The sequence below is a fragment of the Rhizobium sp. K102 genome, assembly GCF_022385315.1.
Taxonomy (GTDB): domain Bacteria; phylum Pseudomonadota; class Alphaproteobacteria; order Rhizobiales; family Rhizobiaceae; genus Rhizobium; species Rhizobium croatiense.
The window spans coordinates 1863413-1885284 of the sequence record NZ_CP092436.1; the positions used below are offsets into that span (position 1 = coordinate 1863413).

15 protein-coding genes, 1 tRNA gene and 2 pseudogenes are annotated in these 21872 nt (G+C 63.1%); 12 read left to right on the forward strand and 6 right to left on the reverse strand.

Going from position 1 to position 21872, the window contains the following annotated elements; all coding sequences use genetic code 11:
• Positions 1-105: 105 nt before the first annotated feature.
• Both MHI61_RS15195 and MHI61_RS15200 read left to right on the forward strand, forming a co-directional pair.
• Entirely contained in the window at positions 106-264 is a 159-nt protein-coding gene (locus tag MHI61_RS15195) for a hypothetical protein (RefSeq protein WP_170964822.1), read from the forward strand.
• A gap of 63 nt (positions 265-327) precedes the next feature.
• On the forward strand, positions 328-465 hold the full coding sequence (locus MHI61_RS15200; protein ID WP_239792576.1) for a hypothetical protein: 138 nt from the start codon (positions 328-330) through the stop codon (positions 463-465).
• 30 nt (positions 466-495) lie between these two features.
• Here MHI61_RS15200 and MHI61_RS15205 read toward each other — a convergent pair whose 3' ends face one another.
• Together MHI61_RS15205 and MHI61_RS15210 are read right to left on the reverse strand one after the other, a co-directional pair.
• Positions 496-828 (reverse strand): hypothetical protein, encoded by a 333-nt coding sequence (locus tag MHI61_RS15205; RefSeq protein ID WP_239792577.1) that lies wholly within the window; start codon positions 826-828, stop codon positions 496-498.
• A gap of 111 nt (positions 829-939) precedes the next feature.
• Positions 940-1015 (reverse strand) — tRNA-Thr (locus tag MHI61_RS15210).
• Between the two features lie 156 nt (positions 1016-1171).
• Between MHI61_RS15210 and MHI61_RS15215 the strand changes: the two genes are divergently transcribed.
• Genes MHI61_RS15215 through MHI61_RS15225 form a run of 3 tightly spaced genes read left to right on the forward strand, consistent with a single transcriptional unit; the run spans position 1172 to position 3508 of the window.
• A complete protein-coding gene (locus tag MHI61_RS15215) occupies positions 1172-1945 on the forward strand; it encodes an NAD kinase (RefSeq protein WP_010059525.1) in 774 nt (257 codons plus the stop codon).
• A 4-nt stretch (positions 1946-1949) separates the two neighbouring features.
• Entirely contained in the window at positions 1950-2453 is a 504-nt protein-coding gene (locus MHI61_RS15220) for a hypothetical protein (protein ID WP_239792578.1), read from the forward strand.
• A 32-nt stretch (positions 2454-2485) separates the two neighbouring features.
• The gene (locus MHI61_RS15225) at positions 2486-3508 is read left to right on the forward strand and encodes a dienelactone hydrolase (RefSeq protein ID WP_239792844.1); all 1023 of its coding nucleotides are present in this window, start codon (positions 2486-2488) and stop codon (positions 3506-3508) included.
• A gap of 51 nt (positions 3509-3559) precedes the next feature.
• Here MHI61_RS15225 and prfB read toward each other — a convergent pair.
• The 3 genes from prfB to MHI61_RS15240 form a co-directional block, all read right to left on the reverse strand.
• A protein-coding gene (prfB, locus tag MHI61_RS15230) for a peptide chain release factor 2 (protein WP_239792579.1) occupies positions 3560-4691 on the reverse strand; the annotation gives its coding sequence in 2 pieces (ribosomal slippage) (positions 3560-4621 and positions 4623-4691; 1131 coding nt in all).
• Between the two features lie 99 nt (positions 4692-4790).
• Positions 4791-7250 (reverse strand): penicillin-binding protein 1A, encoded by a 2460-nt coding sequence (locus tag MHI61_RS15235; RefSeq protein ID WP_239792580.1) that lies wholly within the window; start codon positions 7248-7250, stop codon positions 4791-4793.
• Between the two features lie 408 nt (positions 7251-7658).
• Positions 7659-8933: an N-acetylmuramoyl-L-alanine amidase gene (locus MHI61_RS15240; RefSeq protein WP_239792581.1), complete on the reverse strand. Its 1275-nt coding sequence runs from the start codon at positions 8931-8933 to the stop codon at positions 7659-7661.
• A 624-nt stretch (positions 8934-9557) separates the two neighbouring features.
• On the opposite strand from MHI61_RS15240, the pseudogene MHI61_RS15245 reads away from it, so the two are divergent.
• Both MHI61_RS15245 and MHI61_RS15250 read left to right on the forward strand, forming a co-directional pair.
• Positions 9558-12453: pseudogene (locus MHI61_RS15245) on the forward strand (ribonuclease E/G).
• A gap of 140 nt (positions 12454-12593) precedes the next feature.
• Entirely contained in the window at positions 12594-12803 is a 210-nt protein-coding gene (locus tag MHI61_RS15250) for a type II toxin-antitoxin system VapB family antitoxin (protein WP_239792845.1), read from the forward strand.
• Positions 12804-13077: 274 nt separating this feature from the next.
• Here MHI61_RS15250 and MHI61_RS15255 read toward each other — a convergent pair whose 3' ends face one another.
• Positions 13078-14736, reverse strand: a complete 1659-nt coding sequence (locus tag MHI61_RS15255) for an acyl-CoA dehydrogenase family protein (protein ID WP_239792582.1) — start codon at positions 14734-14736, stop codon at positions 13078-13080.
• 179 nt (positions 14737-14915) lie between these two features.
• On the opposite strand from MHI61_RS15255, the gene MHI61_RS15260 reads away from it, so the two are divergent.
• The 5 genes and pseudogenes from MHI61_RS15260 to topA all read left to right on the forward strand — a co-directional run bounded on the left by MHI61_RS15260 (position 14916) and on the right by topA (position 21871).
• Positions 14916-15872 (forward strand): aspartate carbamoyltransferase catalytic subunit, encoded by a 957-nt coding sequence (locus MHI61_RS15260; RefSeq protein WP_064682245.1) that lies wholly within the window; start codon positions 14916-14918, stop codon positions 15870-15872.
• Positions 15869-17158 carry a dihydroorotase gene (locus MHI61_RS15265; RefSeq protein ID WP_239792583.1) on the forward strand — a complete coding sequence of 430 codons (1290 nt, stop codon included), beginning with the start codon at positions 15869-15871 and terminating at the stop codon, positions 17156-17158. The genes MHI61_RS15260 and MHI61_RS15265 overlap by 4 nt, the downstream gene beginning before the upstream one ends.
• A 46-nt stretch (positions 17159-17204) precedes the next feature.
• Positions 17205-17825, forward strand: a complete 621-nt coding sequence (gene plsY, locus MHI61_RS15270) for a glycerol-3-phosphate 1-O-acyltransferase PlsY (RefSeq protein WP_239792584.1) — start codon at positions 17205-17207, stop codon at positions 17823-17825.
• Positions 17825-18968 (forward strand): annotated as a pseudogene (gene dprA / locus MHI61_RS15275) (DNA-processing protein DprA). Before plsY ends, dprA begins: the two are co-directional and overlap by 1 nt.
• Positions 18969-19216: 248 nt before the next feature.
• Positions 19217-21871: a type I DNA topoisomerase gene (topA, locus tag MHI61_RS15280; protein WP_239792585.1), complete on the forward strand. Its 2655-nt coding sequence runs from the start codon at positions 19217-19219 to the stop codon at positions 21869-21871.
• Position 21872 lies beyond the last annotated feature (1 nt).

The window sequence follows — 21872 nt, forward strand, 5'->3', positions numbered from 1 at the left end:
ACAGGAGAAATCCACTTTTGCCTTGGAATGACCTTCTGGAGCACTATGATCGGGCGGCGATCGATCGTAGCGACCGGTCACAAGCAAGAAGGAGTGATCCCCATCATGGCCATTCGACCGCTGATTTTCGGTATCCTGTTCATCGCGGCCTTTGTGGGAATCATCCTCAGCATCATCTGGGTGGACACCTCGCATCCGGTCCACCAGCCCGATCCTTTGTCGCCGATGACACCCGGCCCCGCGACACCGGGACCGGTGCAATAGGCCGAGAGGAACGCCGGACGGCGATTGCGCGTTCATCCCCAACCGAACGAGGATTGAACGCTCATGCGCATAATGATCGCCGTCGTCGCCTTCATGGTCGCCTCCGTTCTCAGCATCGCAATCCTGTCGCCTTCCGACGCCGGCCAGACCGGCAAGAGCGACAGGATCGAGGCAAGCGTCAACGAACCAGGCCCCCATTGAGCTGACGGCCCGGGCGATTCGCAACGGCGCTCAGCCGCGATAGAGCCAGAAGGGGACATCGCGATCGCGATCGCGCCACTCGCGGCGTTCCTGCCACCGCTCGGCACGCCACCGCCGCCAGCGGCGGTCATCATCGCGCCAGTCGGAGCGGCGCCAATCGCGCCGATCGCGCCAGCCACGGTCGCCACGCCAGTCACCGTCATCACGCCAACGATCGCCTCGCCAGCTGTCGCGAATTTGGACGACATCTCCCTGCGCCGTCATCCCGGGCCGTTCGGCCGGCATGGCGGAAGCAGGTGCGACGGAGGCAAAAGCCGCACCGGCGGCAATGGTGACGGTGAGAATAATGTGTGCGAGCTTCATGGCTGCTTCCTCATTGATGATGAGGAGACAATGCCCCGGAGCGGCTGAACTGCCGCTGAAGCAGTCCTTCAGCCAGGGTTCATCGAGGGGCAGCGCATCGGAGAATAGGGATGGTGCCCCCGGCAGGGTTCGAACCCGCGACCCCCTGATTACAAATCAGGTGCTCTACCAACTGAGCTACAAGGGCAATAGCTGCCCAACTAACAGATTCTGCGATCCTGTAAAGGAAAATCCGATCCCTGCGGACAGGCCGGCTTGGCGGCAAAACGCCGGGACGTGTAAAACGGCCTTGTCGCAACGGCCTTTTATCCTTTAGCTAGAGCAGCTTCACAAAGGGCATCGCATGGGCCGTTCATTTCAAACGCTTTCGTTTATCGCCTCGCCGACGATGGAGGCGCTCGCCGCGCGCGAAGAGCTGATTCGCATCTATGGCGACGTGCCGCAGGACAAGGCGGACGTTATCGTCGCGCTCGGCGGCGACGGGTTCATGCTGCAGACGCTGCACAGCACCATGAACTCCGGCAAGCTGGTCTACGGGATGAATCGCGGCTCGGTCGGTTTCCTGATGAACGATTACAGCACGGAGCGGCTCCAGGAGCGCATCTGCGTCGCGGTCGAAAACGCCTTCCGGCCGCTGAAGATGACAACGGCCAATGCCGACGGCACCAATTCAACGGCCCTTGCCATCAACGAGGTCTATCTGTTCCGCCAGTCTTATCAGGCCGCCAATCTCAGGGTCGTGGTCGACGGGCACGTGCGCCTGGAGGAGCTGATCTGCGACGGCCTGATGGTGGCCACCCCAGCCGGATCGACGGCCTACAATCTTTCCGCCCATGGCCCGATCCTGCCGCTCGAGGCGCCGCTGCTCGCCATGACGCCGGTCAGCGCCTTCAGGCCGCGGCGCTGGCGGGGTGCTCTGCTTCCCAACAAGGTGACCGTCGATATCGACGTGCTCGAGCCGGTGAAGCGGCCGGTGAATGCGGTGGCCGACAATACCGAGGTCAAGTCGGTGCTGCATGTCCGCATCGCCCAGTCGGAGCATATGACGGCGCGCATCCTCTCCGACCCCGACCGCTCCTGGTCCGACCGTATTCTCGCCGAGCAGTTCAAGGATTGAGACGATGGCAATGCGACGGATATTGATGACCACGATTTTCCTCGTCGGATGCTCGGCCGCCATCGCCGCTCCCGCTCAGGACGCCATCCTGCCGGCTTCGGTGATCTTTGCCAGCAGCACCGGCTACTGGGAGGACGACGGCAACGCACCTGATATCGAGCGGGCGCCTTCCGCCGCCGAGAATGTTTCCGCCCCTCAGGGAAAGCGCCACGGCTACTACAAGCTCTTTGCCGTGCGCCAGCCGGATCGGACCTCGAAGGTCTATCTGCAGCAGATTGCCCAAACGGAGACCGGCCCGGCGATCGCTTCGAACATCGAGCTTCAGGAGATCAGCGACCTGAAGCCCTACGTGACCGATATACGCCCGGAGAATTCGAGCGGCATCAGCAAGCAACCCGGCCTCTTCGCCACCATCTATCTGAAGACCGACCCGGCGGCCGAGCCGGATGGCTGGACGGTGCTGATCGACGAACTCGGTGACATCACCATCGAGAAAGCGACCAATTGAACAGCGGCACGCTGTTTGCACAGGCTTGGAAGATGAAACTCGGCTTTCGCGACGGCGTTCTTTACGACGACCAACGACCGGACTGGGACGCAGCCGGCCCGAGGCCCGTCAGCTGGTCTCTGTGGTATCCGGCTGCCGACGACGCACGGGAAAGCGACATTCGGGAACGAAGCTGGTTTCGCAAGGCGGCGGTCGCCCGCGATGCGCCGATTCGGCCGGCAAGCAGACCTTATCCCCTGGTCCTGCTGTCGCACGGCACCGGCGGATCTGCGGCGGGGCTGGAATGGCTGGCGCGGCGCCTTGTCGAGCGCGGATTTGTTGCGCTCGGCGTCAACCATCACGGCAATACCGGCCTCGAACCCTACCGCGCCGAAGGCTTTGCCTGTCTCTGGGAACGGGCGCCGGACCTAAGCCTGATGCTGGACCGCAGTCGCGACTGGCTCGGCGATCTCGCCGGCCGGATCGACACAACCCGTGCTTTTGCGGCCGGATTTTCGGCCGGAGCCTATAGCGTCATGCTGCTTCTCGGCGCCGTCGCCCGGTTCTCGCAGTTCGAACCGTCGAGGCTGAAACCGGGTGGGCCGCGCGGCCCAAGGGAATTTCCCGACCTTGCCGATCATATCCCCTCGTTGCTGCGTGAGAGCGATGTGTTTCGCCAGTCATGGTCCCGCATGTCGCAATCCTATCGTGACGACAGGATCAAGGCCGCGCTCCTCTGCGCGCCGGGTCGCTCCGTTCTCGGTTTCAGCGAGGATAGTCTGAAAACGGTCGAGGTACCCGTTCTTATGCTGGTCGGCGATGCCGACAGGGCGGCACCGGCCGAGGAATGTTCTGCATGGCTGCATGAGCGGCTGGCGCGCAGCGCGCTGAAGATCTTCGGCGGCGGCCTCGGGCATTATGTCTTCGTCCCGGAGGGCACGGGATTAGGCTTTGCCTTTGCGGCCGAGCTCTTCACCGATCCCCCTGATATCGAGCGCGCAGCCATTCATGACGAGAGCGCCGATCTGTCGGCAGCGCTGTTTAGGGCGGCGACATCCGCGCAATCGCCTGAATGAAGAAGGCCCCGTCTCCGGGGCCTTCTCATCATTCGATCTCGCGGCTGCCTGTCAGTCGACATCATCAACGACCGCGTCGGCGGCGCCGCTGATGCGGTGGGCAAGGGCCGCTTCCATGAATTCGTTCAGATCGCCGTCCAGCACGTCATCAGGAGCGCTACTGGCGACGCCGGTGCGCAGGTCCTTGACCAGCTGGTAAGGCTGCAGCACGTAAGAGCGGATTTGGTGGCCCCACCCGATATCCGTCTTGGAGGCGGCTTCGGCGTTGGCGGCGTCCTCGCGCTTCTTCAGTTCCGCTTCATACATGCGGGCGCGCAGCATGTCCCAGGCCTTGGCGCGGTTCTTGTGCTGCGACCGCTCCTGCTGGCACTGCACGACGATGCCGGTCGGGATATGGGTGATGCGCACGGCCGAGTTGGTGGTGTTGACGTGCTGGCCGCCGGCGCCCGAAGAACGATAGGTATCGATGCGGCAATCGCCTTCGTTGATCTCGATCTGGATCGAGTCGTCGACGACGGGATAGACCCAGATCGACGAGAAGGAGGTGTGGCGACGCGCATTGCTGTCGTAAGGCGAGATGCGCACCAGACGGTGCACGCCCGATTCCGTCTTCAGCCAGCCATAGGCATTGTGCCCCTTGACGAGCAGGGTGGCGGATTTGATGCCCGCTTCTTCGCCGTCATGAACTTCGAGAAGCTCGACTTTGAAGCGCTGGCGTTCGGCCCAGCGGGTATACATGCGCAGCAGCATGTTCGCCCAGTCCTGGCTTTCGGTGCCGCCGGCGCCGGAATGGACTTCGAGATAGGTGTCGTTGCCGTCGGCTTCGCCGGAAAGCATGGCTTCCACTTGGCGGCGCGCGGCCTCGGCCTTCAGGGCCTTCAGCGTGTCTTCGGCTTCCTTGACGACACTCTGGTCGCCCTCTTCCTCGCCAAGCTCGATCAGCTCGATATTGTCGTTGAGCTGCTGTTCGAGCTGCTTGACGCCGTTGATGCCGTCATCCAGCTGCTGGCGCTCGCGCATCAGCTTCTGCGCTTCGGTAGCGTCGTTCCAGAGGTTCGGATCCTCTGCCTTGTTGTTCAACCAGTCCAGTCGTCTTATCGCCTGGTCCCAGTCAAAGATGCCTCCTCAGCAGGGTGATAGCCTGCTTGGTTTCATCGACCACGTTTTCGATTTCGGCTCGCATTTTCCTGCTTTTCCGTAACTGTCTTTTCAGATGCTGGTGAATAGAGACGCCCGCCGCGGATGTAAAGAGCCGCGGCGGGCGTTCAAAATCCGGCGATGGTCAGAACAGGCCGGGCGTGCCGGTCTGGACGGCCTGGTTTGCCTGCGGCGAGGTCTTCAGGATCTCTTCCGGCGCCATGGTGCTGTCCATGCCGATGACGTTGAAGCTGTCGGCCGGGCCGGTGCCGGGCTTGAAGGCCTCGATGATGGTGTTCGGATCGCCGTCGACGGCGGCCATACCGGTCTTGCGGTCGATCGGGATCAGGTTCATGCCCGGCGGAATGACGAACTTCGATTCCGGCGTGTCCTTGACGGCGGCCTGCATGAATTCATTGAAGATCGGGGCGGAGAGACCACCGCCGGTGCCGCCGCGGCCGAGCGGGCCCGGCGTATCGAAGCCCAAATAGAGGCCGGCGACCAGATCCGGCGTGAAGCCAACGAACCAGGCATCCTTCTCGTCGTTGGTGGTTCCGGTCTTGCCGGCGACGTCGCGGCCGCCGAGATCGATCTTGCCGGCGGCGGTGCCGCGCTGAATGACGCCCTGCATCATCGAGGTGATCTGATAGGCGGTCATCGGGTCGAGAACGGTTTCGCGGTTGTCGACGACATTCGGCTCTTCCTGGTTCTGCCAGTCGCTGGCATTGCAGCCCTCGCACAGACGCTCCTCATGCTTGAAGATCGTCTTGCCGTAGCGGTCCTGGATTCGGTCGATCAGGGTCGGCTTGATCTGCTTGCCGCCATTGGCGATGACCGAATAGGCCGAGACCATACGCAGCACCGTGGTATCGCCGGCGCCGAGCGACATGGAGAGAACCGGCAGCATGTGATCATAGATGCCGAAGCGCTCGGCATATTCGGCAACGATGTTCATGCCGAGATCGTTGGCGAGGCGCACCGTCATCAGGTTGCGCGAATGCTCGATGCCCGAACGAAGCGTCGACGGGCCGCCGGATTCGCCGCCGTAGTTTTCCGGCCTCCAGACCTGGCCGCCCGAGACGATTTCGATCGGCGCGTCCATGATAACGGACGCCGGCGTATAACCATTGTCCATCGCCGCCGCATAGACGAAGGGCTTGAAGGAGGAGCCCGGCTGACGCATCGCCTGGGTGGCGCGGTTGAATTCGGACTGGGCATAGGAGAAGCCGCCGACCATGGCGAGCACGCGGCCGGTCTTCGGATCCATGGCGACCAGGCCACCCTGCACCTTCGGCGGCTGGCGCAGGCGATAGGAGGTCGACGCCTCGTCACCGAGCTTCTCGACATAGACGACGTCGCCCGGGTTCAAGACGCCGGCCGGCGTTTTTGCGGTCTTGCGGGAGCCGTCCGCCGAACGGTAGGCCCATTGCATGTTCTTGGCGTCTATCGTACCGCGTTGCCGGTCGGCCGCGACCTTGCCGCTGCCCTCCTTGGCCGGCTGCAGGCCGATGTCGACATTGCTGTCCGATGCGGCGAGCACGACGGCGAGGCGCCATTCCGGCACGTCGGACAGCGCGGGAACATCGGCAAGCGCCTTGCCCCAGTCACCGCTTGCATCGATCTGCTTGATAGGCCCATGGAAACCGCGGCGCTCGTCATAGGTCACGAGGCCATCCTGCAGCGCCTTGCGGGCAGCAAGCTGCATCTGCGGATCGAGCGAGGTGCGCACCGAAAGGCCGCCTTCGTAGAGGACCTTCTCGCCATATTGATCGATCAGCTGACGGCGCACGGCTTCGGCGAAATAGTCGGAAGCGAAGAGCGAGGGACCAGTGCTGCGGGCGGTCACGCCGAGCGGCTGCTTCTTGGCGTCCGCGCCGTCGCTCTGGTTGACATAGCCGTTCTCGACCATGCGGTCGATCACCCAGTTGCGGCGCTCAAGGGCAGCTTCGGGATGGCGGAAAGGATGATAGTTGGCCGGACCTTTCGGCAGCGATGCCAGATAGGCGGCTTCGGCAACGGTCAGTTCGGTAACGGACTTGTTGAAGTAGGTGAGCGCGGCGCCGGCGATGCCATAGGAATTCATGCCGAAAAAAATCTCGTTCAGGTAGAGCTCGAGAATCTTGTCCTTGCTGTAGGCCTGCTCGATGCGGAAGGAGAGAATTGCTTCCTTGATCTTGCGGTCGATCGTCTGATCCGAGCTCAAAAGGAAGTTCTTGGCCACCTGCTGGGTGATCGTGGAGGCGCCGACCGGGCGGCGGCCGGAACCGAAATTCTGCAGATTAACGAGGATTGCGCGGCCGAGGCCGGTCAGGTCGACGCCCGGATGGTTGTAGAAATTCTTGTCTTCAGCCGACAGAAAAGCGGCCTTGACGCGGTCGGGGACGGCCTGGATCGGCAGGAAGAGACGCTTTTCCTTGGCATATTCAGCCATCAGAGCGCCGTTGCCGGCATGCACGCGCGTCGTCACCGGCGGCGCGTAGCTGTTCAGAACGGCATAGTCCGGGAGATCCTTCGCAACATTGGCGAGATAGATGGCAATACCCGCCGCCGCGACCAGAAACAGGACGCAGGCCATTCCGAAGAAATATCCAAGAAGTCTAACCATATTTTCAGCTACCGGTCTCTTCGATCTTCAATCGGCACAGACGCAACGATTGCACAGATCAAGGCAATTTGCACGTTGCGCGCGGCTTACTCCATGAGCGCTACCGCTACAAGCCGATTCCGCGCTTCAGGCTGTGAAACATAGGCCGGAGTAACGGCGTGAATGTGAGCAAAATAGGGCCCTGCCCGCCGCATTCATCGCTGCCGCCGCGTTTCATCGGAACTGTCACATCCAAGCAACGCCCCTGCCCGCCGCCAATTTGGAGCGCGCCGCTGCGAAATTCGATTCAAGGGGCACACTCAACTCTTTGTTTTTACGGGTATCGACCTTAATCAACCGGCCGGCGCCCTGACCGCGCGTCTTTCATAGTCGCAAGCGACACTGTAACACCTTCAACTGCTGCACGCATCACCCGCCATTTGCAACGACGCCGCTGCGATACCGCTTCACGGCGTCGGTCAGCAGATCGGCTATCTTGCCGCGCCAGCTCTTATCGAGCAGCCGTTTCTCATCCTCGGCATTCGAGAGGAATCCCAGCTCGAGCAGGATCGACGGCACGTCGGGGGCCTGCAGCACGCGGAAGCCGGCATGGCGGTGCGGATTGTTGATGGTACCGACCTGATCCTTAAAGGAATTCAGCACGCTCTCGGCCAGCGAGATCGAGAAGGCCTGCGTCTCGCGCCGCGTTAGGTCGAGCAGGATGTCGGCGACCTCGGGAGGCTCGGCGACCGTCTCCTTGCCGGCGATCTGGTCGGAAAGGTTCTCGCGTTCGGCAAGGTCGGCGGCGAGCTTGTCGGAGGCCTTGTCCGAGATCGTATAGACGGTCGCGCCGCGGATATCCTTCTGCTTCAGCGTGTCGGCATGCAGTGAAATAAACAGGCCGGCATGGTTCTGGCGGGCAATCAGCACGCGCTGGGAAAGCGACAGGAATTCATCGTCATTGCGGGTCAGGAAGGCTTTGATGCCCGGTTCCTTGTTCAGCCGGTCGGCCAGAGCCTTGGCGAAGGCGAGCGTCACCTGCTTTTCCTCGGTCTTGGTATCGACGCCGATCGCGCCGGTATCAATGCCGCCATGGCCGGCGTCGACGGCGATGACGAAATCCCCGGGGGCGGTTTTTGCAGGTGCGGGAATGGCGCTCGTCGTCTGGGCGGCGGCGTCCCGATCGTTCCAGGCCCGGTCGCTCCATGATTGCGTCTTGACCAGTTCGGCAAAGGCCTGCTTGTCGATCATCTCGGCCTCGAGCACCAGCCGATGCCCCTTGCCGGCCTCGTCGGCCTGCACCTTGGCGAGGGAAAGCTTCACCGGCCGTGCCGCTGTCAGCACGATGCGGGCGCTCTCCTCGTCCATCTTGCCGTAGCGGATGTCCCTGAAGAGGCCGTGGGCGGCCAGATCCTTGCCCGGAAAGCCGAAGGCGGTCGCCGGCAGGTCGACGACGATGCGCTCAGGATTGGCGATATAGTGAACGGAGAACCGCGGTTCGCGGTCGAAATCGATAACAATACGTGTTCTGGCGTCATCGCCGATGATGCGCGCGCCATAGGCAAGCAGCGGATCCCTCGTCTCAGCCGCAACCGCGACACCAGGCAGAATACAGCCGGCGACAAACACCGCCGTCATGAGCCGCCTTGCGAATGTCGATCGCCGCGTTGCGGACTGCGCCGCGATCCGAGCCCTCTTAAACAATAAACCGCCACATCCTATTTATAGCGCGATGGACCCGACATGGCCGGAGCGGACGCCCGAGAGCGAAACGCCTTTGCCGCCTGCCGAATCGCAATCGCTGGCCCCCAGCTTCTATGTGTTCCGAAATCCATCAATATTATGGCACATTTGGCTTTTCCCTTGCTATTGTGACAGAGAAAACATACAACGCATTTTAGGGTAGAAGTGTTGACGGGATAGAGTCGCCGCAAGGGCTGCCAGCCAGATCTGGACCTGGCGCCACATCGGTCATCGTCCGCCGTCTCATGCGCTTCAACTCGAGAACTGGATCCTGATTTTCCGGCTTCTGGTCGGAACTTCATTGGTGGATCAGCCACCACGCTCTCAGGGAGCAACCTCATCGGACCCGAAAAGGGTCTTCGTATTTGTCGATCACGCTTGGTTGTTGATGGTTTCGCAGCAGGTTTTATCTGAAGTGTACAGGCCCCGGACCGAAATGGTTCCGGCTGCGGTCTGGCTGCTGCTCTCCTCTTCGCGCCAGGCGCGACTTTCATTATCCGGCGCGGCCACGGTGGACCGCATTCTTTCTGTTTCTACAGCAGTCGGGAATGCGCTCTCGCGGCCACGCCGAGGAGCACAGCTTACATGGCAGACAAAATGCTTATCGATGCGTCTCACGAGGAAGAGACGCGCGTCGTTGTCGTTCGCGGAAACCGCATAGAAGAATTTGACTTCGAGTCGCAGCACAAGAAGCAGATCCGCGGCAATATCTATCTCGCAAAGGTAACGAGGGTCGAGCCCTCGCTGCAGGCCGCTTTCGTCGATTACGGCGGCAACCGGCACGGCTTCCTGGCCTTCGCCGAAATCCACCCCGATTATTACCAGATACCGCTCGCCGACCGTCAGGCGCTGCTTCGGGCCGAGGCCGAGGAACATCGCCGCGACGAAGACGTCGAGCATGTCGAAACCGCGCCGATGGTCGACCTTTCGACCCAGGACCAGCCGGATGTCGGCATTGTGCCAGCAGAGGCGCCGGAACCGGCTGCCGTAACGGAAGAGGCAACGGCGGAAGATGTTGCCGTAGCGGCAGACGTGGCGGCATCGCCCGAAGCCGCCGAGGAAGCGCCGGCCAAGAAGGCACGGCCGCGCCGCAGCCGCAAGAAGGTCACCGAAGCGGCTGCCGAAACCACCGCGACCGAGGACGCCGTTCCCACAGACGTCGAAGCCGAAGGCGCTGCGAGCGTCGACAACGAGGATGACGGCTCGACCGGCGGCGCGATGGCCGCGATGGTGGAGACCGACTCGATCTCCGAGGACGTCGACACCAGCAAGCGTCGTCACGATGACGACGATGACGATGACGATCACGGTGAAGAGGAAGTCATCGAATCCGTCGGCGCCGAAGACGCGATGGAAGAAGTGCCGGACCGCGTGCAGCGCAAACCGCGCAAGCAGTACCGCATCCAGGAAGTCATCAAGCGCCGGCAGATCCTGCTGGTGCAGGTCGCCAAGGAAGAGCGCGGCAACAAGGGCGCGGCGCTGACCACCTATCTCTCGCTCGCCGGCCGCTATTCCGTGCTGATGCCGAATACGGCGCGCGGCGGCGGTATTTCCCGCAAGATCACCAACCCGGCCGACCGCAAGCGCCTGAAGGAAATCGCGCGCATGCTCGAAGTGCCGCAGGGCATGGGCGTCATCCTGCGCACCGCCGGCGCCAACCGCACCAAAGTCGAGGTCAAGCGCGACTTCGAATATCTGATGCGCCTGTGGGAGAACGTGCGCACGCTGACGCTCGCCTCCACCGCTCCCTGCCTCGTCTATGAGGAAGGCTCGCTGATCAAGCGCTCGATCCGCGATCTCTACAACAAGGATATCGGCGAGATCATCGTTGCCGGCGAAGACGGCTATCGTGAAGCCAAAGACTTCATGAAGATGCTGATGCCGAGCCATGCCAAGGTGGTTCAGCCCTATCGCGACATCCACCCGATCTTCTCGCGTTCGGGCATCGAAGCCCAGCTCGACCGCATGCTGCAGCCGCAGGTGACGCTGCGCTCCGGCGGCTATCTGATCATGAACCAGACGGAAGCGCTGGTTTCGATCGACGTCAACTCCGGCCGCTCGACGCGCGAACACTCGATCGAGGACACGGCGCTGCAGACCAACCTCGAAGCGGCGGAAGAAATCGCCCGCCAGCTTCGCCTGCGCGACCTCGCCGGCCTGATCGTCATCGACTTCATCGACATGGAAGAAAAGCGCAACAATCGCGCCGTCGAGAAGAAGCTGAAGGAATGCCTGAAGAACGACCGCGCCCGCATTCAGGTCGGTCGGATTTCGCATTTCGGCCTGCTCGAAATGTCGCGCCAGCGCATCCGCGCTTCGGTTCTCGAATCGACCACCCAGGTCTGCTCGCATTGCGCCGGCACCGGCCACGTCCGTTCGCAGTCTTCCGTCGCGCTGCATGTTCTGCGCGGCATCGAAGAGTATCTGCTCAAGAATACGACGCACAATATCACCGTGCGGACGACCCCCGACATCGCGCTCTACCTGCTCAACCACAAGCGCCAGACGATCGTCGATTACGAGAGCCGCTTCGGCGTCGCGATCGTCATCGATGCGGACGGTTCGGTGGGCGCGCAGCATTTCGCCATCGATCGCGGCGAGGCCGTGGAAAATCCGGTCAAGATCGAAACGCTGTTCAACTTCGCAGCCATTCCTGATGATGACGACGACGACATCATCATCGAGGCGGACGAGGACGAAGACGAGGAACTCGAGGAAAAGCCGGCTGCTGCCGAACGCGCAGCCACGGCGCGCTCGGAAGGTGAAGGTGACGGCAACCGCAAGCGCAAGCGCCGCAGGCGCCGCCGCGGCCGCAACGGCAGTGCCGAACAGCCTGTATCGGCTGCGGGCGAAGCCGGCGATGAGGACGAGGACGGCGACGACGAAGGCGTCGAAGGCGATGAAACCACCGGCGCTGAGCCGGAGGCCCGTGCCGAAAACGAAGAACTCGCAGCGCCGCAAGCGCCGTCGTCGCGGTAAGCGTGGCGGTCGCCGCAACCGCGCCGAAGACGGCTCCGAACTGGCGGCCGGTGAAGCCGGCGAAGACAACGGCAGCGATGAGGACGAAGGCGACGACGCCTCGAGTGACGTCGCGCCTGCCGAAGCTGCAATCGTCGAGACGGCTGCCGAACAGCGCGAAGACCAGGCCGCAGCGGCCGCCGTCGAGGGTGCGGCCGTCGTCACCGAGGAAGTGAAGCCCGCCCGTGGCCGCGGCCGTCGCAAGGCCGCCGCATCGCCGGTAGAGGCGCCTGTGGCCGAAGCAGAAGCAGCACCCGCCGCCGAAGTCGAGCCAGAGGTGGCCGAAGCCTCCGCCGACCTTCAAACGCCCGCCCAGGAAGAGGCAAAGCCGGTTCGCGCCAACCGCGAATCCAACATCGCCTCCTCCGAGCCGACGGTGAAATCCACCCGTAGCGAAAACGGCGAAAGCGACGACGGCAAGCCAAAGAAGGCCGGCTGGTGGCAGCGCCGCGGCTTCTTCTGAACGCTGATTTTCGGACGTAAATGAGAAAATCCGGCCGCGGCGACGCGGCCGGATTTTGTTTATGGCGGTGCTTCTTTAGCAAAGTTGAAGCCTGAGGGCTGGGCGTGTACCTTGACGATATTGGTACACTCAGGATGGTCATGCGAACGACGATGGATATCGATGATGGCTTGCTCGACGCCGCAATGATCGCCACCGGATTGGCGACGAAAGAGGCCACGGTAGAACTGGCTTTACGAAATCTCGTCGAGAGCCACCGCCGGAAAAATGCGATCGCGGATCTCGCTGGAATTGGCTGGGACGGCGAACTGGACGAGATACCTTGCGACCAGCTGGACGGCAGACGTTGATTATCCCAGGTGGACGCCCTCCCCACTCGAGCTGAGCAATAGCGATGCGGTGCGTCGACGGCTGCCCCTCACCCTAACCCTTGCCGGGGTCGAGCCGCTGGTCTCGACCCGTCCTGCGGTCCCCCGTTCTGACGGGGTGAGGGGACGTGTCCTGCGAGACGTTGGCGAGAGACGGAGAGCTTGCGGCATGTCCCCTTCGCCCCGTTTTACGGGGAGAAGGTGACGGCAGGCGGATGAGGGGCGGTGTTCCAGATCGAGCTATCCCCGCCTGCGGTCAGGCCGCCGGCGGATAGAGAAGATCGACGATGTAGCTGGCGTCGAAGCGGGAATCGAGCATGCCGTAAGTGGAGCGCCAGCCGCCGGCAAGCCGCGTCTCGATGAAGGCATCGGCAATGCGCCCTGCCCCAAGCCGATAAAGTTCGGCAGCCCCGGCCGCAAGGGCCAGCTGCTCGACGAGCAGGCGCGCCGCGCCCTCATCCTGTTCGCAGAGCGCGATGGCGGCGCGCAACACGTCGATCGTCTTCTTGCCAGCAGGACCGAGATCGCGTGCCAGGCCGGCAAAGACCGTCTCGAACAGGTCCTTGCCGCGGTTGAGCACACGCAGAACGTCGAGCGCCATGACGTTGCCGGAGCCTTCCCAGATCGCATTGACGGGAGCCTCGCGATAGTGCCGGGCGATCGGACGTTCCTCGATGTAGCCATTGCCGCCGATGCATTCCATCGCTTCATAGATCAAGGCGGGCGCGATCTTGCAGCACCAGTATTTGGCGACCGGCGTCATGACGCGGGCATAGGCCGCCTCCTCGGCATTGCCACGCGCCTTGTCGAAGGCATCGGCAAGACGGAAGGACAGCGCGGTGGCGGCGGCAACGTCGAGCGCCATGTCGGCAAGCACGCGCGTCATGATCGGCTGGTTGACGAGCATCTTGCCGAAAACGCTGCGGCCGCGCGTGTGGTGCACGGCTTCGGCGAGCGAGGCGCGCATGATGCCCGAGGAGGCCAGTGCGCAATCGAGACGGGTCAGCGTCACCATGTCGAGGATGGTGCGGATGCCGGCATCGGAGCCGCCGAGCAGGAATCCGAACGTATCGGTGAATTCGACCTCGCAAGAGGCATTGGAGCGATTGCCGACCTTATCCTTCAGCCGCTGGAACTGCAGGCCATTGGCCGAACCGTCCTCCAGAAGGCGCGGCACGAGGAAGCAGCCCATGCCTTCCTTGGTCTGCGCCAGCATGATGAAGGCATCGCTCATCGGCGCGGACATGAACCATTTGTGGCCGGAGAGCCGGTAGATGCCTTCGCTGACCTTTTCGGCAGCGCTCCGATTGGCCCTGACATCGGTGCCGCCCTGCTTTTCCGTCATGCCCATGCCGAGGGTCACCGCGGACTTCTGCATGGCGGGGCGGTTGGACGAATCATATTTGCGCGACAGAATCTTCGGCGCCCAGTCCTTCTGCACTGCGGGCGAGGCCGAGAGCGCGGCAACGGAGGCGCTCGTCATCGTCAGCGGGCAGAGATGACCGGATTCCAGCTGCGCCGTCAGATAGAAGCGGGCGGCGCGAACCTTGTGGGCCTCGTCCTTGGCGTCGGTATCGGCCTGCGGATCCCAAACGGAGGAATGGAGGCCGACCGACATGGAGCGGCGCATCAACGCGTGCCAGGCGGGATGGAATTCGACGACGTCGAGGCGCTCGCCGCGCGGGCCGTGGGTGCGCAGCTGCGGCGCGCCCTGATTGGCCATGCGCGCCAGTTCCTGCGCCTCCGGCGAGGTGACGTAGCGGCCCATGTTTTCCAGATCCTCGCGGATGCCGCGCGGAAGGGCCGCCGTCAGGTCGACGATCAGCGGATCGGACCGGTAGGCGTTGATGCCGGACCACAGGCTCGGCTGGTTGAGTTCTGCGAGTTTGTCGTCAGTCCGGTTGGCGGAGGTCATAATTCGCTTCTAGTGTAAGAACCCGGCAAAGGGAAACCGGAAGTTATGATTCGGTTCATTCTGCTCTATCGGAATTTCGGCGAAAATGCATGGGGACATAAGCCTTTGCCCACAGCGCATGCTTGCCCCGGCGGGCCGCACTCTTTATAGACCCGCCAGAGACAGCAAGAGGCAGGGTCATGGTCTTTTTCCCCCACCGCCACCTCATCGGCATCAAGGGCCTCACCGAGCAGGATATCACCTATCTTCTCGACAAGGCCGACGAAGCCGTCAAGATCAGCCGCCAAAGAGAGAAGAAGACGTCGACGCTGCGCGGGCTGACGCAGATCAACCTCTTCTTCGAGGCGTCGACGCGCACGCAGGCCTCTTTCGAACTTGCCGGCAAACGGCTCGGCGCCGACGTCATGAACATGTCGGTCGGCAATTCCTCGGTGAAGAAAGGCGAAACGCTGATCGACACGGCGATGACGCTGAATGCGATGCGCCCCGACGTTCTTGTGATCCGCCATTCGAGCGCCGGTGCGGCCGCCCTGCTCGCCCAGAAGGTCTCCTGCTCGGTGGTCAATGCCGGCGACGGCCAGCACGAACATCCGACCCAGGCGCTGCTCGACGCGCTGACGATCCGCCGCGCCAAGGGCAAGCTGTCGCGCATCATCGTAGCGATCTGCGGCGACGTGCTGCATTCGCGGGTGGCGCGTTCCAATATCCTGCTGCTCAATGCGATGGGCGCGCGCGTGCGCGTCGTCGCGCCTGCCACGCTCCTGCCCTCCGGCATCGCCGAGATGGGCGTCGAGGTCTTCCACTCAATGCAGGAAGGGCTGAAGGACGCCGACGTGGTTATGATGCTGCGGCTGCAGCGCGAGCGCATGTCGGGCGCCTTCGTGCCGTCGGTGCGTGAATATTATCACTTCTACGGACTCGACGCCGAAACGCTGAAGGCGGCGAAAGCCGATGCGCTGGTCATGCATCCGGGCCCGATGAACCGCGGCGTCGAGATCGCCTCCGAGGTCGCAGACGGTCCGCAGAGCGTGATCGCCGAACAGGTGGAAATGGGGGTCGCGGTGCGCATGGCCGTCATGGAGACGCTGCTCGTCTCGCAGAACCAGGGCCCCCGAACCGACGGAATGAAGGCATGAGCAACCCGATCGTCCTCAAGAACGTCCGCATCGTCGATCCCTCGCGCAATCTCGACGAAGTGGGCACGATCATCGCAAAAAGCGGCGTCATCCTTGCCGCCGGCAGCGCAGCGCGGAACCAGGGCACACCGGACGGCGCCGTCGTGCGCGACTGCACCGGCCTCGTCGCGACGCCGGGCCTCGTCGACGCGCGCGTCCATATCGGCGAACCCGGCGGCGAACACCGCGAGACGATCGCCTCGGCAAGCCGGGCAGCGGCGGCCGGCGGCGTCACCTCGATCATCATGATGCCGGACACCGATCCCGTCATCGACGACATCGCGCTTGTCGAATTCGTCAAGAAGACGGCGCGCGATACCGCCGCCGTCAAGGTCTATCCGGCCGCCGCCATCACCAAAGGTCTTGCCGGCGAGGAGATGACCGAGATCGGCCTGTTGATGCAGGCTGGCGCCGTCGCCTTTACCGATGCCCATTCCAGCGTTCACGATACGCAGGTGCTGCGCCGGATCATGACCTATGCACGTGAATTCGGCGCCGTCGTCTGCTGCGAAACGCGCGACAAATATCTCGGCGCCAACGGCGTCATGCATGAGGGGCTTTTCGCCAGCTGGCTCGGGCTCTCCGGCATTCCGAGAGAAGCCGAGCTCATCCCGCTCGAACGCGATCTCCGGATCGCCGAGCTGACGCGGGGACGTTATCACGCCGCGATGATTTCGGTGCCGCAATCGGTTGAGGCGATCGAGCGTGCCCGCAGCCGCGGCGCCAAGGTGACCTCGGGCATCTCGATCAACAATCTGGCACTCAACGAGAACGACATCGGCGAATACCGCACCTTCTTCAAGCTCTATCCGCCGCTGCGCCCGGAGGACGACCGGGTCGCCATGGTCGACGCGCTGGCGCGCGGCGCCATCGACATCATCGTCTCCTCGCATGACCCGCAGGACGTCGATACGAAGCGCCTGCCCTTCGGCGAGGCGGCGGACGGTGCGGTCGGCCTCGAAACCATGCTGGCGGCGGCCCTCAGGCTTCACCACGGCGGCCAGGTCAGCCTGATGCGCCTGATCGACGCCATGTCCACTCGCCCGGCTCAGATTTTCGGCCTGGATGCCGGCACGCTGAAGCCGGGTGCTGCCGCCGATATCACGCTGATCGATCTCGATGAGCCTTGGCTTGTCGCCAAAGACATGCTTCTCTCCCGCTCGAAGAACACGCCGTTCGAGGATGCGCGCTTCAGCGGGCGGGCGGTCGCGACATACGTCTCGGGAAAGCTTGTCCACGCACTTTAGGGACCGGCTGGACTGAGGACAGGCCATCGGAGGGCCGAGGGGGCATATGTTATCCAATCTCATGTCATGGCAGATCACGCTGCCGATCGCGCTTGCCGCCGCCGTCATCGGCTATCTCCTCGGCTCCATTCCTTTCGGTCTGATCCTCACGCGTGCGGCCGGCCTCGGCGATGTGCGCAGCATCGGCTCCGGCAATATCGGCGCGACCAATGTGCTGAGAACCGGAAACCGGAAGCTCGCCGCAGCGACGCTGTTGCTCGACGCGCTGAAGGCATCGGCGGCAGCCTGGATCCTCGGCTATTTCCTTGGTGAAGAGGCCGCGATCATCGCCGGCTTCTTCGCTTTCATCGGCCATCTCTTCCCGGTCTGGATCGGCTTCAAGGGCGGCAAGGGCGTCGCCACCTATATCGGCACCCTTCTCGGCGTCGCACCGATCATGGTCGTGCTCTTCGCCGCCGTCTGGCTGGCGGTCGCGGTTACCACCCGCTATTCCTCGCTGTCGGCGCTCGTCGCCATGCTCGTCATTCCGGTCGCCCTGTTGATCCTCGGCAATGAAAAGGTTGCGGCGGTCATGGCGATCATGACTGTCATCTCCTACTGGAAGCATAGGGCCAATATCTCCCGGCTGATGGGCGGGACGGAAAACAAGATCGGGGCGAAGGGATAATGGACGCGCCGAGCGCGGGATCAAAAGGTACGGTGCTGAGCGAACGGCAGAGAATTGCCTGGCTGCGCCTGATCCGTTCGGACAATGTCGGTCCTGCGACCTTTCGCGATCTCATCAACCATTTCGGTTCGGCCGAGGCGGCGCTTGCGGCGCTGCCGGAGCTTTCGGCGCGCGGCGGCGCGACGCGGGCAATCCGCATTGCCAGCGAAGCCGAGGCGCATCGGGAACTGGAGGCGGCGCATCGTTTCGGCGCCCGCTTCGTCGGCATCGGCGAGCCGGACTATCCGCAGGCGCTGAAACAGATCGACGGCGCGCCGCCGCTTCTTGCCGTCAAAGGTGCGCTTGCCGCCGCCAAACGGCCGGCCGTCGGCATTGTCGGCTCGCGCAACGCCTCTATCGCCGGCGCCAAATTCGCGGCAATGGTGGCGCGCGACTGCGGCCGCGCGGGTTACACCGTGGTTTCGGGCCTGGCGCGCGGCATCGACACGGCCGCGCACCGGGCAAGCCTCGAGACGGGCACGATCGCGGCGCTTGCCGGTGGCCTCGACAAGCCCTACCCGCCGGAGAATCTCGGCCTCATCGAGGAGATCGCCGGCGGCAACGGCTTGGCGGTCAGCGAAATGCCCTTCGGCTGGGAGCCCCGCGCCCGCGATTTTCCGCGCCGGAACCGGCTGATAGCCGGCATCGCGCTCGGTCTCGTGGTCGTCGAAGCGGCGACGCGCTCGGGCTCACTGATCACTGCACGCCTTGCCGGCGAGTTCGGCCGCCTGGTGTTTGCCGTGCCCGGCTCGCCGCTCGATCCGCGCTGTCATGGCACCAACGGCCTGCTGAAGGACGGCGCTTCGATCGTTACCGAACCTGCCGATGTTATCGAGGCCCTGGCGCCGCTGGCGCAGCTCGAGCTGTTCCCCTCGTCGAGGGCGGAGGAACCGGCAGGCGAGAGCAAGCCAATAACGATGCCGCCCGGCGATTCAGACCGGATGCGCATCATCGATGCGCTCGGACCGACGCCGGTCGAGATCGACGACGTCATCCGCCACACCGGCCTTCCGGCATCAGCCGTCTATCTCATTCTTCTGGGAACTCGACATATCAGGCAGGCTGCATCGGCATCAGGGCGGCCTCGTTTCGCTTTCCGACTGAGCTTTGCGCGAGATAAGAGAGCCGCCTCGGGAGTTGCAGTAGCCGCGTGTCGAATTCAACAGGCGCGCCATCTGAAATTGTATTCAGCGCACAATCTTCCCTCGATTGCACCGTTCGCAAGAAGTAAAATTGTAGCAAACCCCTTGACCGCAGCGAATTCCCTGTCCATGTCGGAGGGCCAGTATCCAAGTTGCGCTGCGTGTTGCGCTGGCTTCCACGCCGGCGCGGAGTCTTTTTAGAGAATCATCATGAATGTTGTAGTGGTGGAATCGCCTGCCAAGGCCAAGACGATCAATAAGTATCTGGGTTCGGGATACAAAGTGCTCGCCTCCTTCGGCCATGTGCGCGATCTGCCTGCCAAGGATGGCTCGGTCCTCCCCGATCAGGATTTCGAAATGCTCTGGGAGGTCGATGGGGCCTCGGCCAAGCGGATGAAGGATATTGCCGACGCGGTGAAATCCTCCGACGGGCTATTTCTGGCGACCGACCCGGATCGCGAAGGCGAAGCGATTTCCTGGCACGTCCTCGACATGCTGAACAAGAAGCGGGTGCTGAACGGCAAATCGGTCAAGCGCGTCGTCTTCAACGCGATCACCAAGAAGGCGGTGCTCGACGCGATGGCCGAGCCGCGCGACATCGACGTGCCGCTGGTCGACGCTTATCTGGCGCGCCGTGCGCTCGACTATCTCGTCGGCTTCAATCTTTCGCCGGTGCTATGGCGCAAGCTGCCCGGCGCGCGTTCGGCCGGACGCGTCCAGTCGGTGGCGCTTCGTCTGGTCTGCGACCGTGAATCCGAGATCGAGCGCTTCATTTCGGAAGAATATTGGAATCTCTCCGCGCTTCTCAAGACGCCGCGCGGCGACGAGTTCGAGGCAAGACTGGTTTCGGCGAACGGCAAACGGCTGCCGCCGCGCGCCATCGGCAACGGCGAGGATGCCGGCCGCCTGAAGGCATTGCTCGAGGGCGCGAGCTATATCGTCGACACGGTCGAGGCGAAGCCGGTCAGGCGCAACCCGGGACCTCCGTTTACGACCTCGACACTGCAGCAGGCCGCCTCCTCCAATCTCGGCTTCTCCGCGTCGCGCACCATGCAGATCGCCCAGAAGCTCTATGAAGGCGTCGATATCGGCGGCGAGACGGTCGGTCTCATCACCTATATGCGAACCGACGGCGTGCAGATGGCGCCCGAAGCGATCGATGCCGCCCGGAGCGCCATCCTAGACCAGTTCGGCGAACGCTATCTGCCTCAGAAAGCGCGCTTCTATTCGACCAAGGCGAAAAACGCCCAGGAGGCGCACGAGGCGATCCGTCCGACCGATTTCTACCGCTCGCCTGATCGTCTGCGCAAATTCCTCGACGCCGACCAGATCAGGCTCTACGAGCTGATCTGGAAGCGCGGCATCGCCAGCCAGATGGCATCGGCCGAGATCGAGCGCACGACGGCTGAAATCACCGCCGACAACAAGGGCGAGAAGGCCGGCCTGCGCGCCGTCGGCTCGGTCATCCGCTTCGACGGCTTCATCGCCGCCTATACTGACCAGAAGGAGGACGGCGAGCAGAGCGACGATGGCGACGAGGATGGCCGTCTGCCGGAGATCAATGCGCGCGAGACGCTCGCCAAGCAGAAGATCAATTCGACACAGCATTTCACCGAACCGCCGCCGCGTTATTCGGAAGCCTCGCTGATCAAGAAGATGGAAGAGCTCGGCATCGGTCGGCCCTCCACCTATGCGGCGACGCTGGCGACGCTGCGCGACCGCGACTATGTGACGATCGACAAGCGCAAGCTGATCCCGCAGGCCAAGGGCCGGCTGGTGACGGCCTTCCTCGAGAGCTTCTTCACCAAATATGTCGAATATGACTTCACGGCCGACCTCGAGGAAAAGCTCGACCGGATTTCGGCCGGCGAGTTGAACTGGAAGCAGGTGCTGCGCGATTTCTGGAAGGATTTCTTCGCGCAGATCGAGGACACCAAAGAATTGCGCGTCACCAACGTGCTCGATTCGCTGAACGAGGCGCTGGCGCCGCTGGTCTTCCCGAAGCGCGAAGATGGCAGCGACCCCAGGATCTGCCAGGTCTGCGGCACAGGCAACCTGTCGCTGAAGCTCGGCAAATACGGCGCCTTCGTCGGCTGCTCGAATTATCCGGAATGCAACTACACCCGTCAGCTCTCCTCCGAAAACGGCGGAGAAGCGGAAGGTGTCGCCCTCAACGAGCCGAAGAACCTCGGCACCGATCCGACGACCGGCGAAGAACTGACGCTGCGCTCGGGCCGCTTCGGCCCCTATATCCAGCGCGGCGACGGCAAGGAGGCAAAACGCGCGTCGCTGCCGAAGGGCTGGAAGCCGGAGGATATCGATTATGAAAAGGCGATGGCGCTGATTTCGCTGCCGCGCGATATCGGCAAACATCCCGAAACCGGCAAGATGATTTCATCGGGCATCGGCCGCTACGGGCCGTTCCTTCTGCATGACGGTTCCTACGCCAATCTGGAAACCGTCGAGGACGTGTTCTCGGTCGGCCTCAACCGCGCCGTGACCGTCATCGCCGAAAAGGCGAACAAGGCGCCGGGCCGAGGTGCCCGCGGCACGCCGGCGGCGCTGAAGACGCTCGGTGATCATCCCGACGGCGGCGCCATCACCGTTCGCGACGGCAAATACGGCCCCTATGTCAACTGGGGCAAGGTCAACGCGACCCTGCCGAAGGGCAAGGATCCGCAGGCGATCACCGTCGAGGAAGCGCTGGCGCTGATCACTGAAAAGGCAGGCAAGGCACCCGCCGGAAAGCCGGCAAGGGCGAAAGCCAAGCCGAAGGCGGCTGCGGCCGAAGCCAAGACCACCAAGACGGCCGCCAAGCCGAAGGCAACGAAGGCCAAAGCGCCGGCGAAATCGAAAAAGGGCTGAA

Bases quoted from the DNA above. Each gene is read 5' to 3' on its own strand.
- MHI61_RS15195 (WP_170964822.1), top strand. From the start codon at position 106: ATGGCCATTCGACCGCTGATTTTCGGTATCCTGTTCATCGCGGCCTTT.
- MHI61_RS15200 (WP_239792576.1), top strand. From the start codon at position 328: ATGCGCATAATGATCGCCGTCGTCGCCTTCATGGTCGCCTCCGTTCTC.
- MHI61_RS15205 (WP_239792577.1), bottom strand. From the start codon at position 828: ATGAAGCTCGCACACATTATTCTCACCGTCACCATTGCCGCCGGTGCG.
- MHI61_RS15215 (WP_010059525.1), top strand. From the start codon at position 1,172: ATGGGCCGTTCATTTCAAACGCTTTCGTTTATCGCCTCGCCGACGATG.
- MHI61_RS15220 (WP_239792578.1), top strand. From the start codon at position 1,950: ATGGCAATGCGACGGATATTGATGACCACGATTTTCCTCGTCGGATGC.
- MHI61_RS15225 (WP_239792844.1), top strand. From the start codon at position 2,486: ATGAAACTCGGCTTTCGCGACGGCGTTCTTTACGACGACCAACGACCG.
- MHI61_RS15235 (WP_239792580.1), bottom strand. From the start codon at position 7,250: ATGGTTAGACTTCTTGGATATTTCTTCGGAATGGCCTGCGTCCTGTTT.
- MHI61_RS15250 (WP_239792845.1), top strand. From the start codon at position 12,594: ATGCGAACGACGATGGATATCGATGATGGCTTGCTCGACGCCGCAATG.
- MHI61_RS15255 (WP_239792582.1), bottom strand. From the start codon at position 14,736: ATGACCTCCGCCAACCGGACTGACGACAAACTCGCAGAACTCAACCAG.
- MHI61_RS15260 (WP_064682245.1), top strand. From the start codon at position 14,916: ATGGTCTTTTTCCCCCACCGCCACCTCATCGGCATCAAGGGCCTCACC.
- MHI61_RS15265 (WP_239792583.1), top strand. From the start codon at position 15,869: ATGAGCAACCCGATCGTCCTCAAGAACGTCCGCATCGTCGATCCCTCG.
- plsY (WP_239792584.1), top strand. From the start codon at position 17,205: ATGTTATCCAATCTCATGTCATGGCAGATCACGCTGCCGATCGCGCTT.
- topA (WP_239792585.1), top strand. From the start codon at position 19,217: ATGAATGTTGTAGTGGTGGAATCGCCTGCCAAGGCCAAGACGATCAAT.